Source organism: Streptomyces odontomachi, assembly GCF_024435355.1.
GTDB classification, from domain to species: domain Bacteria; phylum Actinomycetota; class Actinomycetes; order Streptomycetales; family Streptomycetaceae; genus Streptomyces; species Streptomyces odontomachi.
Map to the genome: position 1 here is coordinate 137,790 of NZ_JAMJWG010000021.1, position 13,511 is coordinate 151,300.

Sequence of the window (13,511 nt, forward strand, 5' to 3'; positions counted from 1 at the left end):
GTGGACGGTGCCGAACGCATCACCGTGGGGTGACCACCTTGTAGTTCTTCGGCACCTGGGCGTCCGGCCTGCGCAGATACAGCGGCCGGGGCGGCAGCAGGCCGTGCGGCACGCCGCGCCCGGCACCCGGTGCGCCCGCGTCATCGGCGGCGTCCGCCGTGCCGGCCGCGCGTCCGCCGCCCGGCGGCAGGCCCTCGCCGGCCGCGATCCGTTCGACCGCGAACGACGCGACGGCCGCCGCCTGAACGTGCTGCGGCTCACGTGCGTCCGGAAAGACGTCGGGGTACAGGAAAGCGCCGGCGCCGACCGCCGGCACCCCGGCGACCTGCTCCGCGATGTCCGCGGGGCGGTCCACGGCGGGGTCGGTGACCCGGGTGTACGGGGCCTCGTAGCGCGCCCAGTACACCTCCTTGCGGCGCGCGTCGGTGGCCACCACGAAGGGGCCCGGCGGGCCTTCCGACGCGGCGGCGGTGCCGTGGGCGTAAGCGATGCCGTCCAGCGTGCACACGCCGTGCACCGGGACGCCCAGCGTGAAGCCGAAGGTGTCGGCGGTCATCAGGCCGACGCGCAGTCCGGTGTACGGGCCGGGGCCGACGCCGACGGCGATGTCGGTGACCTCGGCGAGCTTCACGCCCGCCTCGGCGAGCACCGCGTCGACCGTGGGCAGCAGCAGCTCCCCATGCCGGCGGGCGTCCACCTGGGCCGATGCGGCGAGGACGGAGGAGCCGTCGTGCAGGGCGACCGTGACGGCGGGGGTGGCGGTATCCAGGGCGAGCAACAACACACCAACAGCCTACGGCGCCCGGGCCCACCGCACGGCCGCCCCGGACCGTCCGGCCCCTGCTGCTACCGTCACCACCGGACGCGTGCGCGTGCGAGCGCGCGTGTGACGGGCATGGGCACGGGCACGGGCCCGAGCCGTAAGCGGGGGAACCGGACGGTCGCGGTGCGCGGCGGACGGCCAGGGCTCCACGGGAGCCGGGCGAGAGGTGGGCACAGGTGTCAAGGAGCAGCTCGGGATGGGTGACCGGGCTGACCGCTGCGGCCGTCGCGGCGGTCGGCTTCCTCGCCTACCAGGCCTCGGCCAGCGTCCCGGACGACCTGGGCACACCGGGCGGCGACAAGGCACCGAGCGGCACCGCCTCCCACGCACCCCACCACAAGCCCGACCCGAACGCCCTGCCCGCCCACTCGGGCACCGGTCAGCGGGTGGTGTACGGGCTCGGCGCCGACCGCGTCTGGCTGGTCGGCGCCGACGGCCGGGTGCAGCGCACGTTCGCCGTCACGCCGAGCACGGTCGACCCCGCGCCCGGCACCTTCAGGGTCACGTCACGCTCGCTCGCCACCGTCGGGTCCGACGGGCGGCCGATCGAGCACGTCGTGCGCTTCGCCAGCGTCGACGGGGTGACGGTCGGTTTCAGCGCGGCGGTCGACGGCTCCACGCCGAAGCCCGACCCGGGCAGCAAGACCGGCGGCATCCGCGAGTCACGCGCGGACGGTGCGGCCCTGTACAAGTTCGCGGACGTGGGCGAGCCGATCGTCGTGGTTCCCTAGCCGCACCCGCGTACCGCACATTCCTTCGTACGGGGAGGGCGCACCTCCGATGTCGACGCGCGGCCCGGGGGCGAGCGGACCGCGTCGGGGCTCGCCCGGCGGGTGCTGGCTGGCGCGTTCGGCGGCGGGCGGCTCGGATCAGGCGGCCGCGTCCCGGCGCCCGCCCTCGTCGGTGCGGTCCTCATGAGCGAGGACGTCGGCGGTACCGGTGGCCGGAATTCCCGTACCGGTGCCCGCGCCCCGTGCCAGGGGCGGGTGCGGATGCCACGGCGGCGTGGACACCGCGCGCGCCGCGGCGCACGACGCCAGCAGGTCCCGCATCGCGACCGGACGGTGTGACGACCGGTCCTCGCGTTCCGAACCAGGCATGGGCGCCTCCTGAGCTCCGGGGGCAACACACGACAACTTAGGTAGACCTAACCAATCGCGACCCCGGTCCATGGGACCACGCGCCGCCCACCACGCGCAACACCCTTCGGCAGGTGTCGGTGCACGTCGGAGCCGCCCGGATCAGCCGTGCAGCAACTCCTGGAGCGGAACGTCACGCCAGCGCTCGCCGACCCCGACCAACGTCACCTCACGGGTCTCGTCCGCCTCGTCGGCCGCGTCCCCCGTGCTGCGCGCGATCACCACGTGCAGGCGCTCGTCCGACAGCTCCTCGACCTTGCCCTCGCCCCATTCGACGACGATCACGGAGTCGGGCAGCGAGACGTCGAGGTCCAGGTCCTCCATCTCGTCGAGCCCGCCGCCGAGCCGGTAGGCGTCCACGTGCACGAGGGGCGGACCGTCACCGAGCGAGGGGTGCACGCGGGCGATGACGAAGGTCGGCGAGGTGACGGCACCGCGTACACCGAGGCCGGCGCCGAGGCCGCGGGTCAGCGTCGTCTTGCCCGCGCCCAGCTGGCCGGTGAGCAGCACCAGGTCGCCGGCGCGCAGCAACCCGGCCATCCGGCGGCCCAGCTCCCGCATCTGTTCGGCGGAGGAGACGGTCGCCTGCACGGTGACCGGCGCGCTGCCAGGCCCGGCGTCGTGGGCACCGCCGGCGCGCTCGGCGCGGTCGGCGCGGTCGGCCGTGTCGCCGTCGTCGCCCTGCCGGTCCGGCCCGGTGTCCCGCCGGGCCGCCGGGTCAGCCGGCACTCCAGGCGCCCCCGCCGCTTCCCGTGCCCTCCGCGTTCGAGGCGCCCGGGTTGCGTCCGCGGCGCGGGGGGCGTCCGGTGCGTCCGGTGTCGGCGTCGCTTCCGGCGCCGGGGCGGCTGGTACCTCTGGGGCGGCTGGTCGGTCCATAGTCGCCCACGGTAGCCGCTGGGGGCACGACTCCGACCCGGGCCAGCAGATCGGCCAGCCGGTCGGTGACCACCTCGGGGCGCTCCAGCATCACCAGGTGCCCGGCGTCGGGCACCAGCACCAGCTCGACGCCGGGCAGCCGGTCGGCGATCACCTCGCTGTGCTCGCTCGGTGTGACCAGGTCCTTGTCGCCCGCCAGGACCAGCACCGGCAGCCGCGCGAAGTGGTCGAGCGCGGCCAGCCTGTCGTGCTGCGAGAAGCCCGGGTAGAACTCGGCGACCACGTCGATCGGGGTGTTCTCGATCATCCGCTCGGCGAACCTGGCCACGGTCGGATCGACGTCCTTGGACGCGAACGAGTATCGCTTGATGATCCCGGCGAACAGGTCCGAGGTGGCCCGGCGTCCGCGTTCTACCAGCTCGGCTCGTTGCCCCAGCGCCTTCAGGACGCCGGGCAGCACCCGCCGCACCGCGTTCACGCCCAGCACCGGCAGCCCGAAGCTGACCTCGTCGAGCCGGCCCGCCGAGGTGCCGACGAACGCGACGGCCGCGACGCGGTCCCGGACCAGCTCGGGGTACTGGTCGGCCAGCGCCATCACCGTCATGCCGCCCATCGAGTGGCCGACGAGCACCAGCGGGCCCTCGGGTGCGGCCGCGTCGATCACCGCCTTCAGATCCCGGCCCAACTGGTCGAAAGCGACCGGCACGTGCCGCTCGCGCTGGGTCACACCACGCGACGAGCGGCCGTGGCTGCGCTGGTCCCAGTGCACGGTGCGGACCACGCCGCGCAGCGCCGCGCGCTGGAAGTGCCAGGCGTCCTGGTTGAGGCAGTAGCCGTGGCTGAAGACGACGGTGACCGGGGCGGGGTCACGGCGCCCGAAGAGGCGACGGCGCCGCGGCGCCGGGCCGCCGTCCGGCTCGACCTCGTCGATCTCGTAGTACAGCGTGGTGCCGTCATCGGCCTGCGCCCGCCCCGGCGTGCCGCGCAGGGTGCCGTACGGGCCCGTGGAGTCCAGCGCGAGCCGGGCTCTGCGCCGGATGCCGCGGCCGACCGTGAGACGCTCCATCGCCACTCCGGCGGCCGCGCCCGCCGCGATCACCCCGATGGCGACACCGGCGACCCCCGCCCTGCTGCGCCAAGGTCCCGCGACCGCCCCCGCGACGGCCTCCGCGCTGCTCTCGCCCACGTACCGCTCCTCTCCACGGGGGACTCGTCCGGGTCGCGCCCGCCCACCAGGGTGTGCCCGCTGAGATCGTCTCTCATCCCGGCTCGACCCGCCGGACTCGCCGGCCGGACGGCACGCCGTCAGGCTCCGACGCGGGGCCGCCGTCCGGCGCCGGGGTTCAGGGGCGCTCGTTCAGAAGGACCCGTGGCACCCGCGCCCCGATCCGGGTGACGATCTCGTAGGCGATGGTGCCCGCCGCCTGCGCCCAGTCCTCGGCGGTCGGCTCCCCGTGCTCGCCCGGCCCGAACAGCACCGCCTGCGTGCCCTCCGGGGGCTCGTCGCCACCGAGGTCGACGACGAACTGGTCCATCGCCACCCGTCCGGCGACCGTCCGCCACTTGCCGCCGACCAGCACGGGACCGGTACCCGACGCATGCCGCGGGATGCCGTCGCCGTAACCGAGCGGGACCAGGCCGAGCGTGGTGTCGCCCGGGGTGACGTAGTGGTGGCCGTAGCTCACGCCGTGGCCGCCCGGGACGTGCTTGACCAGCACCAGCGAGGCCTTGAGCGTCATCACCGGGCGCAGCCCGAAGTCGGCCGGGGTGCCGATCGCGGGGCTCGGGGAGATCCCGTACATCGCTATCCCGGGGCGCACCAGGTTGAAGTGCGACTCGGGGAGGGTGAGGGTGCCGGGCGAGTTGGCGATGTGCCGCACCTCGGGGCGTGCGCCGCGCTCCTCGGCGTAGCGCACCATGTCGCGGAACCGGCCCAGCTGGGGCTGGATGGAGGGGTGGTCGGGCTCGTCGGCGCAGGCGAGGTGCGACCACAGGCCGGTGACGCGGATCAGCCCCTCGGACTCGGCGCGCATCGCCTCGGCGACCAGCTCCGGCCAGTCGGCGGGCTGGCAGCCGCCGCGGCCGAGCCCGGTGTCGGCCTTGAGCTGCAACCGGGCGGGCCGTCCTGCCTGACGTGCGGCGGCCATGACCTCGCGCAGCGCCCGTACCCCGCTCACCGACATGTCGAGGTCGGCCTCGATGCCGTCCCGCCAGGGCCCGCCGGGCGCCCACAGCCAGCACATGATCCGCGCCCGGTCCGGCCCGAACCCGGCGGCACGCAGCGCCAGGGCCTCCTCCGGGGTGGCCGTGCCCAGCCAAGTCGCGCCGGCGTCGAGTGCGGCGCGCGCCACGGGCACCATGCCGTGGCCGTAGCCGTCGGCCTTGACCACGGCCATCAGGGCGGCACCGGGTGCGAGGGCACGCAGGGCCCGTACGTTTCCCCGCAGGGCCGCCAGATCGATCTCGGCACGCGCACGCACCACAGCACTCTCGTTCATCGCTCTCAGTCTCTCAGAGCGGCCCGAACGCGGCGTTTCACGGGCGCCGAGTGGCGGTCGGCCGGTGCCCCGGTCAGGTAGGCCCCTGATCACTCCCCGGACGCCACGTCCCGCCACACCCCCGCCAGCATCGCGGCGACCTCCGCCGCCCCCACGGGCGCCCCCACGGGCGCCCCCACCGGGCCGCCGTGACCCGCGGCCGCGCGCCCCGCGAGACCGTGCAGATAGGCCGCCACCGCCCCGGCGTCACGGGCGTCGAGGCCCGCGGCGAGGAGGGAGCCGGCGAGGCCGGAGAGCACGTCGCCGCTGCCTGCCGTGGCGAGCCAGGAGGTGCCGGTGGGGTTCACCCGGACCGGGCCGCCCACCGGGTCGGCGACGAGTGTGGTCGAGCCCTTGAGCAGCACCGTGGCGCCGTACTGCTCGGCCAGCCGGCGCGCCGAGTCGAGCCGGGCGGACTCGACCTCCTGACGGTCGACCTTCAGCAGGGCGGCCGCCTCCCCCGCATGCGGGGTGAGCAGCGTCGGTGCCGTACGGGCCCGTACCGCGCCGCGTTGGGCGAGCCGCAGGGCGTCCGCGTCGACGAGGACGGGCACGTCGGAGGCGAGCACCTCGTCCACCACTTCGGCGTCCTCGCCGACGCCGGGGCCGACCACCCACGCCTGGACGCGTCCCGCCTTCGCCGGTGGCCCCGCCGAGACCAGCGTCTCGGGGAACCGTGCGATCACCGCGTCCCCCGCCGGCCCCGCGTACCGCACCGCTCCCGCGCCCCCGTGCAGGGCGCCCGCGACGGCCAGCACCGCCGCGCCGGGGTACCGCGCGGAGCCCGCGACGACGCCGACCACACCGCGCCGGTACTTGTCGCTCTCCGCCGCCGGCCGCGGCAGCAGCGCCGCGACGTCCGCGTGCTGGAGCGCTTCGAGGTCCGGTCGGTCGGGCAGCAGCGGCCCGAGCCCGATGTCGATCAGCCGAGTGGTGCCCGCGCAGGCGTGGCCCGGATCGATCAGCAGCCCCGGTTTGTGCGCCCCGAAGGTGACGGTGACATCCGCCTGCACCGCCTCCCCGGGCACCTCGCCGGTGTCCGCCGCGACCCCGCTGGGCAGGTCGACGGCGACGACGATCGCGTCCGACGCGTGCGCGAGCTCGGCGAGCGGTCGGGCAGCGGACCGCAGGCCACCGCTCCCGCCGATGCCCACGATGCCGTCGACCACGAGATCGGCCCGCCGGATCAGCGCCTCGACACTCTCGGCACCCGCACCGGACTCCCCCGCGCCGGACCGCCCCGCACCGCCGTCCACGTGCCGCGCCGTGCCGCCCGCCGCACGGAGCGCGGCGAGGCCTGCGGCGTGCGTGCGCTCGGGGTTGAGCAGCAGCGCCGTGACCCCGGCACCGCGCCGCGCGAGCCGGACCCCGGCGTACAGGGCGTCTCCCCCGTTGTCACCACTGCCCACCAGCAGCACGACCCGTGAGCCGTAGACGCGGCCGAGCAGCCCGGCGCAGACGGCGGCAAGCCCGGCGGCGGCCCGCTGCATCAAGACACCCTCCGGCAGCCGCGCCATCAACTCGCGCTCGGCCGCCCTTACCGTTTCGACGCGGTACGCAGTACGCATGGGACGAGTTTCCCGCACCGGCGCGGGCCCGCGCACGGCCGGCGCACCGCAAGCCGCGGCACGGGCCACCCTGTCAGGGGGTGCCGTCACCGTCGGGGCCCCGAGGTGGTCGCCGGCGATCACCCCCGAGGTCGGACGGGTTCTGCCCATGAACAGCCTCTACACCGTGACCGTCGATGCCGTGGGGGGAGGGGTGCGATGCTGCCGGGGCACGGGAGGAGAGGGGCCGTGCTGCCGGGAAACCGGCTGACGGCGCCCGCCCGGGGGGTCGTGATGCTGCTCGCCACTGCCGTGTTCTGCGGCCTGTGCACGGTGGCCGGTTGCGCCCCGCGCCAGGTGCCGAATGCGGCGCCACCGCTGCGCATATGCGGCACCACCTTCTACCGTGGTGCCGAAGGTCTCACGGTGACCCGGCTCGGTGCGCCGGACGACGGTGTGCCGCCCGCGCCGGACGGTGGTTCGCGGTTGCCGCGGCGTGAGCACGGCGCGCTGACCGGCGGCGGTGCGGGTCTGCGGGTGATCGCGGTGACCGGCGGGTGCGCCCGGGGCCGTACCGTCGTCGTCTCCCCCGCGTCCGCCGTGCGGGTGCGCACCGTGGCCCGTGACGGAGAGGGCGGGATCCTGGCGTTCTCGCTGGTCCCGGCACGTCCGCGGGCACGGGTACGGGTCGACGTGTACGCCTATGACGGGCGACGGCCCACGGGGCGGGTGCGCACGGCCGTGGGGTGACCGCCGGCGGCCGATCGCGGCCTGACCGGCGGGGTCATGGGCTGACGGCAGGTCATGGGCTGACCGGGGCAGCGGCTGGTGCCGCCACCCCTACCATGCCGATCAGCTGCTCAGCGGAAGTCGTCCGCGTGGTCGGCGGCCCACTGCTCGAAGGTGCGGGCGGGCTTGCCGGTGATGCGCTCGACCTCGTCGGTGATCTCCGGCGTGCTGCCGACGGTGAAGCCCAGGAAGTCGACGAGCTGCTGTGCGGCGTCCTTGGGGAACCGGTCGGTCGCCAGCGCCTCGACGGCCGCCTCGGGGGAGACCGTCTCGAAGGTGATCTCGCGGCCGATGGCCTTGCCGATCGCGGCGACCTGCTCGGCGAGGGTCACCGCGGCGGGGCCCGTGACGGTGGGCGACGTGCCGGCGTGCGCGCCGTCCAGCAGGGCGCGGGCCGTGACGGCCGCCAGGTCGGCCTCGTGGACCGGCGCGGCGACGGCGTCCGGGAACGGGCCGCGCACCACACCGTCGGCCTTGATGGACGCGGCCCACTGAAGGGCGTTGGCCGCGTACATGCCGCCGCGCACGAAGGTCCACTCGACGCCGGCGTCGCGCACCGTCTTCTCGGCGAAGGCGTGGGCGCGCGCGATCATGCCCTCTTCGGCGCCCTTGTACGTCACCGACGACGACGAGTTGAGCACGATGCGCTTCACGCCGGCCTCGGCCACGGCCTTGACGACCGGGGCTGCGCCGCCCTGCACGCCGGAGGCGGCCAGGTTCAGGTAGACCGCTTCGGCGCCGCTGAACGCCGAGCCGATGGTGGTCGGGTCGCTGAGGTCGGCCTTGACGACCTCGACCCCGTCCGGGAGGTTGGCGGCTGCGGGCTCGCGGCTGATGGCACGCACGGTCGCGCCCTCCGCGAGCAGTTGGCCGACGAGGTGGCGTCCGATGTTGCCGGTCGCTCCGGTTACTACGATCAAGGGAGTTCCCCCTCCAAGATGAGCGCCGAGAGCCGGGGCTGCGCCACGCACGGTGTGGTGGTGGCGGCCCAAGTCGACTCTGATGAGCAGAGGTTGACCGTACACGCGCTGACGGGACGGCTCCGGCCCGGTCCTTAAGGGGGACTAAGCGACCTCTAAAGCCCCACCTTCTGCGCCTTCAGCCCTCCGCGATCACCACGGCCGACGCCACCCCCGCGTCATGGCTGAGGGAGATGTGCCAGAACTTCACGCCCAGTTCCGCGGCGCGCGCCGCCACCGCGCCGCGCACCCTGAGGTGCGGCCGGCCGGAGTCCTCGACGTAGACCTCCGCGTCCGTCCAGCGCAGCCCGCCGGGCGCGCCGAGCGACTTGGCCAGCGCCTCCTTCGCGGCGAACCGGGCCGCCAGGGACGCGATGCCGCGCCGCTCGCCGCTGGGCAGCACCAACTCGCTGGCGAGAAAGAGTCGGTCGGCCATGCTGGGCGTGCGCTCCAGGGAGGCACGGAAGCGTTCGATCTCGGCGACGTCGATGCCCACCCCGATGATCACTGTTCGCTCACTCCTACGCTGCCCGGTCCACGGCCCGCCGGCCAGTGTCTCACTCCCCCGGGCACCGGCCGGCCCGGCGCACGGCGCCCGCGCACGTCGCAGCCGGGGCCGGGCCGTACACCTGCCAAGTCCAGGTCCACCCAGCAGCGTTCCGCCAATGGGGCGTTCCGGCGTACGCAGGGTTGACCCGGGCGGCCCGAGGGCGAGCCGGCCCGGGTACCGCGCACCGGGCACCACCTAGGCGAAGGCGCTCGGCGAGTGCGTGAACGCCGCACGCGGCGGGCCGACACGGGGGTGTCCGGCGGAAGCGTACGAGAAGACAACTACTGTTAGCGTGCGTGCGGTCGCTGTGGGTAACCGAATGCCCACGCCAAGGCAAGTGAAGGAACTCAGAGCTCCATGCGCAGACTTCAGAAAGTGGCCGTTCTGGCCATCGCCGTCGGCAGCCTCTCGGGCGTCGGAGCCGGGGTCGGCGTCGCCGACTCCGCGACCCCGGACCAGAGCCAGACCATCGCCCAGCCGCCGGCCGCGCCCGCACAGATCGGCCTCCAGCAGTTCGCCCCGACGCAGAACGCGCCCCAGACCTCGGTGCTCCAGCAGGCCGCACCGCTCCAGGCGGTGGCCGCACCGGCCACCGACGCCGAGCACGCGGTGACCGCTGCGCCCCGGCAGGTCACGACGCAGGGTTTCGGACATACGGCGCTGGCACCGGCCGAGCAGCTCGCGGGCCAGCCGGCCGCGGTGGTGGGCCGGGACACCCAGAGCGCTCCGCAGACCGTCATGCAGAGCGCGTTGCAGACCAGCCCGGAAGGAGTGCTCCGCGCCACCCCGCAGGGGACGCTGGAGACCGCACAGCAGGTCGCCTCGCGACCCCTGGTCTCCCCGCAGACGGCCGAGGCGCCGACCGCGGTCGTCCAGCAGGCCGCTCCCCAGCTGGCCCCGCAGGCGGCACCCCAGGACACGCCCGGGACCGCGTCCCAGAACGTGCTCCAGGCCGCGCCGCACGCCGTGAACAACGTCTTCAGCCTCACCCAGTGACCACGGTCGGTCGATCCGGCGAAGACGGTCGACCGGCCCGGTAGCGCGGCCGGCTGCGGTACGCACGAGCCGGGCCCCGTCGCCCCGCCCCTCCCTTCGCGCGCCCGGGGCACCGTCCCGCGCGCCGACTTGATCACCCGTACACCGGCCGGACGGCCGGGACGTCGCGGCCGCGACACCAACTCCGTGGGCCCTTCGGAAGACCCCTTCCGAAGGGCCCACGCACGTGACCGGCCGTGGCCGGCCGTGGCCGGCCCGGGGCGCACACGGCGTGGCGACGCCGGGGGGCGACGCCCGCGGCAGCACCGCACCCGCACCACGTCGCCCAAGTACCGCACGCAGCGCGAGCCGCGCATCTCTGCACAGCACCGAATCCGGCCCCCCTCACGTGCCGCCTACACCGGCCGACTCCGTGACACGCCCGCGAGTCGACGGCCGAACGGGTGTTTCTGGCCCCGCCTTCGGCGCCCCCTCAACCCCGCTCGGCCGCGTGACACAAGGGTCGCCCTGCGCTCCGCCGGAGTCCGGATGGAGCACTTCAACACCACACGCCCAGCGCGCCAATGAACATATGCGGCTATTCGCCATTAATCTTCGTGAATGTACGAATCCGGCCCATTCGGGCCGTATCCGCACTCACACAACGGAGAACACATGCGCAAGATCCAGAAGGCCGCCCTCGTGGTCGCCATGCTCGGCACCATCGGCCTTGCCGGCGCCGGGTCCGCCGCCGCCTACGGCGGGGGCAGCAGCGACCTCGACATCACGCAGAGCAACGCCTGCAAGTCGCACGACCTGAACATCGCCGCGCTGAACAACATCGGTGTCCTCAACGGCCTCGCGGGCAACGCCCTCGGTGGCGAGGGCAACCCGGGCGCCCAGGTCTTCGAGCAGGGCTCGGACGTGGCCTGCTCGAACGCCGCTGGCTGAGCCCCTCAGGCGGCCAAGCACGGCCACCCGAGCCTCACATGGAATGGGTCCCGTTTCCGCGCCACCGCTCGGGCCGGGACCCATTCCCGCTCCCCGGAAGGCCGGCACCCGCCGGCCGCACGGCGAGCACCGCACGAACCGCGGAACGCAACGGCGGCGGCCACCATCTCGGGGATGGCCCGCCGCCGTTCTGCTGCCCGCGCACCGGCCAGGACCAACGCCTGCCGGCGATAGGCCAGATGACTCAATGTGCCCCGCACGTCAGCGCGTCGCCCCCCGCGGGGAAACCGGACTCCCTAATCTCTCATAACTGTACGAATGCGTTCATTCAGGACGTATCGCACTCATGCAACGGAGAAGAAATGCGCAAGATGCAGAAGGCTGCTGTCGTTGTCGCCATGCTCGGCAGCATCGGGTTCGTCGGCGCCGGCACCGCCGCCGCCGGTGACGGGGGCAGCCTCGACCTCACGCAGAGCAACACCTGCAAGTCGCACGACCTGAACATCGCGCTGCTGAACAACATCGGTGTCGCCAACGGCGTGCTCGGCAACCTCCTGAGCGGCGAGGGCAACCCGGGCGCCCAGTCCTTCGAGCAGGGCTCGGACCTGACCTGCGCCAACACTGCGGGCGGCAAGTGACGCACCGCCGCCACAGGCACCTGAGCAGCATCTGAGAGTGGGCCCCGGAATCCGAGCCGCACGCACGGTACCGGGGCCCATTCCCGTCACCACTTCGATTCGCCTGCGGGTTCCGGGCCCGACGCCGACCCGGCGCCCGCGCCCATGCCCCGGGCACCGATCCGGAAGGACCGCACATGCTCAGCCGGAAGAAGTTCGCAGCCGTCACCGGGCTACTGGGCGGCCTCGCCCTCACCTGCGCCGGCATCGCCCACGCCTACGGTGAGACCTCCAACGGGTGCACCCGCGACGACCAGGGCAACGTCACCTGCGTCCACGTCGAGAAGTCCGACACCGTGTACCAGTCCAAGGACGGCACCACGCACGTCCACCAGTCCAAGAGCTGCGAGACGACCTCCACGAACCGCGTGGTGCGGCCGCAGGGCAGCCCGGGGCAGCAGGAGGGCGTCACGAGGGTCGGCGCGCAGGTCGACTGCTCCAACTCGGTCTCGGCGCCCAAGGGTTTCCAGCCCCCGCACATCAGCTTGCCCTGACGCGCGGGCACGCACCGACGCGAAACGGCGCATGGCCGGCCCGGAGGAGCCATCCGGGCCGGCCATGCGCCGTTTCGGCCTGCCGTGCAGGCCGCGTGCCGAGCCGTCCGAGCGGGGCCCGGCATCGGCACGGGACCTCAGACGGGCGTCTGGTGCATCGGGCCGCCCCACGCCCGCGGCACCCGGATGTCGGGCCCGGCCGGCGCGCCGACCGGCACCTCGGACGGGTGGCAGTACGCCAGCCCGGTCAGCGGGCGCCCCGTGCAGAACCGGACGAGCAGGTCGGAGAACTCCGCCATCCGCTCCACCGACACCAGGTGGTCGGCCTCCCTGACGGTCGTGAAGACGGCCGAGGGCAGCGCGGCCGCCACCGCACGCCCCATGGCGGGCGTGGTGAGTGTGTCGCACTCGCCGGTGAAGACCAGGCCGGGCACCGCGGGCACCGGCTCGGGCCGGTACCACTCGTGGCGCAGCAGACGCACGTTGTGCTCCAGCACCTTGCGCACGTCGTCCGCCGACTGCCCCATGAACTGCTGGTACAGCAGCCGGGAGACCACCTCGCGCTTGCGCACCGGCGCACCGCCGGCCGGGGACATGAACCGCGCCACCAACTCCGTGGCCGCCTGCGCCAGCTCACCGCGCTCCAGCATGCCCGCCCAGCGCGGTACCGCGGCGGCGTACTCCTCGGGCACGCTCAACGTCATCCCGGCCAGCACCAGCCGGGCCAGGTGGTCCGGGTAGTGCTGGGCGAAGCGCAGCGCGATGGCGCCGCCGAAGCAGGCGCCCACCATGTTGACCCGCGCCACGCCCAGTTCGGTCAGCATGTGCCGGACGGTGGCGGCGAGGAAGTCGATGCCGTAGCCGACCGGCAGGAAGTCCGCGGCACCGTAGCCGGGCAGGTCCACGGTGATCAGGGTGCACGGCTCGGAGAGCCACTTCTGGTGGCGCAGCCAGGCGTGCCGGTTCTGCGACGAGCCGCCCAGCAGCACCATGGGCGGGGTCGTCGCGGCGTCCTGGTGCACGATCCGGCAGTGGTAAGTGAACCCGTCGAAGTGCAGCGTCCGCTCCGACACGTGCACTTGAGCCGATGACTGCCCGCCTGCGGCGGGCAGGGAGGCGTGCGGTGCGGTGGCCGTGTCAGTGCGCATGGAAACCCCGGGAGAGATGGGAGAAAGGGAGCAAATGCCCGAATGC

The 13,511-nt window shown here is 74.1% G+C and carries 15 protein-coding genes; 6 read left to right on the forward strand and 9 right to left on the reverse strand.

Features of this window, described 5'->3' with window-relative positions; all coding sequences use genetic code 11:
- Positions 1-19: 19 nt before the first annotated feature.
- Positions 20-784, reverse strand: a complete 765-nt coding sequence (gene tsaB / locus NQO67_RS33690; RefSeq protein WP_255954179.1) for a tRNA (adenosine(37)-N6)-threonylcarbamoyltransferase complex dimerization subunit type 1 TsaB — start codon at positions 782-784, stop codon at positions 20-22.
- A 215-nt stretch (positions 785-999) separates the two neighbouring features.
- Here tsaB and NQO67_RS33695 point away from each other — a divergent pair, with 215 nt between their 5' ends.
- On the forward strand, positions 1,000-1,554 hold the full coding sequence (locus tag NQO67_RS33695) for a hypothetical protein (RefSeq protein ID WP_255954180.1): 555 nt from the start codon (positions 1,000-1,002) through the stop codon (positions 1,552-1,554).
- A 138-nt stretch (positions 1,555-1,692) separates the two neighbouring features.
- Here NQO67_RS33695 and NQO67_RS33700 read toward each other — a convergent pair whose 3' ends face one another.
- From NQO67_RS33700 to NQO67_RS33720, 5 genes are all read right to left on the reverse strand, one after another.
- Positions 1,693-1,923, reverse strand: a complete 231-nt coding sequence (locus NQO67_RS33700) for a hypothetical protein (RefSeq protein ID WP_255954181.1) — start codon at positions 1,921-1,923, stop codon at positions 1,693-1,695.
- Positions 1,924-2,064: 141 nt separating this feature from the next.
- Positions 2,065-2,553 carry a tRNA (adenosine(37)-N6)-threonylcarbamoyltransferase complex ATPase subunit type 1 TsaE gene (gene tsaE / locus NQO67_RS33705; RefSeq protein ID WP_308295722.1) on the reverse strand — a complete coding sequence of 163 codons (489 nt, stop codon included), beginning with the start codon at positions 2,551-2,553 and terminating at the stop codon, positions 2,065-2,067.
- A 127-nt stretch (positions 2,554-2,680) separates the two neighbouring features.
- A complete protein-coding gene (locus NQO67_RS33710) occupies positions 2,681-4,024 on the reverse strand; it encodes an alpha/beta fold hydrolase (RefSeq protein WP_255954182.1) in 1,344 nt (447 codons plus the stop codon).
- A 157-nt stretch (positions 4,025-4,181) separates the two neighbouring features.
- On the reverse strand, positions 4,182-5,336 hold the full coding sequence (alr, locus tag NQO67_RS33715) for an alanine racemase (RefSeq protein ID WP_255954183.1): 1,155 nt from the start codon (positions 5,334-5,336) through the stop codon (positions 4,182-4,184).
- 89 nt (positions 5,337-5,425) lie between these two features.
- Complete coding sequence (locus tag NQO67_RS33720; protein ID WP_255954185.1) at positions 5,426-6,943, reverse strand: NAD(P)H-hydrate dehydratase; 1,518 nt, start codon at positions 6,941-6,943, stop codon at positions 5,426-5,428.
- A gap of 228 nt (positions 6,944-7,171) precedes the next feature.
- On the opposite strand from NQO67_RS33720, the gene NQO67_RS33725 reads away from it, so the two are divergent.
- The gene (locus NQO67_RS33725; RefSeq protein ID WP_255954186.1) at positions 7,172-7,672 is read left to right on the forward strand and encodes a hypothetical protein; all 501 of its coding nucleotides are present in this window, start codon (positions 7,172-7,174) and stop codon (positions 7,670-7,672) included.
- 110 nt (positions 7,673-7,782) lie between these two features.
- Here the strand turns inward: NQO67_RS33725 and NQO67_RS33730 are convergent, their stop codons facing one another.
- Both NQO67_RS33730 and NQO67_RS33735 read right to left on the reverse strand, forming a co-directional pair.
- Positions 7,783-8,631: an NmrA family NAD(P)-binding protein gene (locus NQO67_RS33730; protein ID WP_255954187.1), complete on the reverse strand. Its 849-nt coding sequence runs from the start codon at positions 8,629-8,631 to the stop codon at positions 7,783-7,785.
- A gap of 178 nt (positions 8,632-8,809) precedes the next feature.
- Positions 8,810-9,178, reverse strand: a complete 369-nt coding sequence (locus tag NQO67_RS33735; protein ID WP_255954188.1) for a holo-ACP synthase — start codon at positions 9,176-9,178, stop codon at positions 8,810-8,812.
- 399 nt (positions 9,179-9,577) lie between these two features.
- Between NQO67_RS33735 and NQO67_RS33740 the strand changes: the two genes are divergently transcribed.
- The 4 genes from NQO67_RS33740 to NQO67_RS33755 all read left to right on the forward strand — a co-directional run bounded on the left by NQO67_RS33740 (position 9,578) and on the right by NQO67_RS33755 (position 12,317).
- Entirely contained in the window at positions 9,578-10,216 is a 639-nt protein-coding gene (locus NQO67_RS33740; protein WP_255954189.1) for a hypothetical protein, read from the forward strand.
- 654 nt (positions 10,217-10,870) lie between these two features.
- On the forward strand, positions 10,871-11,146 hold the full coding sequence (locus tag NQO67_RS33745; protein WP_255954190.1) for a hypothetical protein: 276 nt from the start codon (positions 10,871-10,873) through the stop codon (positions 11,144-11,146).
- 362 nt (positions 11,147-11,508) lie between these two features.
- On the forward strand, positions 11,509-11,784 hold the full coding sequence (locus NQO67_RS33750) for a hypothetical protein (RefSeq protein WP_255954191.1): 276 nt from the start codon (positions 11,509-11,511) through the stop codon (positions 11,782-11,784).
- A 176-nt stretch (positions 11,785-11,960) separates the two neighbouring features.
- Positions 11,961-12,317, forward strand: a complete 357-nt coding sequence (locus tag NQO67_RS33755) for a hypothetical protein (RefSeq protein ID WP_255954192.1) — start codon at positions 11,961-11,963, stop codon at positions 12,315-12,317.
- Positions 12,318-12,454: 137 nt separating this feature from the next.
- On the opposite strand, the gene NQO67_RS33760 is transcribed toward NQO67_RS33755, so the two are convergent.
- On the reverse strand, positions 12,455-13,465 hold the full coding sequence (locus NQO67_RS33760; protein ID WP_255954193.1) for an alpha/beta fold hydrolase: 1,011 nt from the start codon (positions 13,463-13,465) through the stop codon (positions 12,455-12,457).
- Positions 13,466-13,511 lie beyond the last annotated feature (46 nt).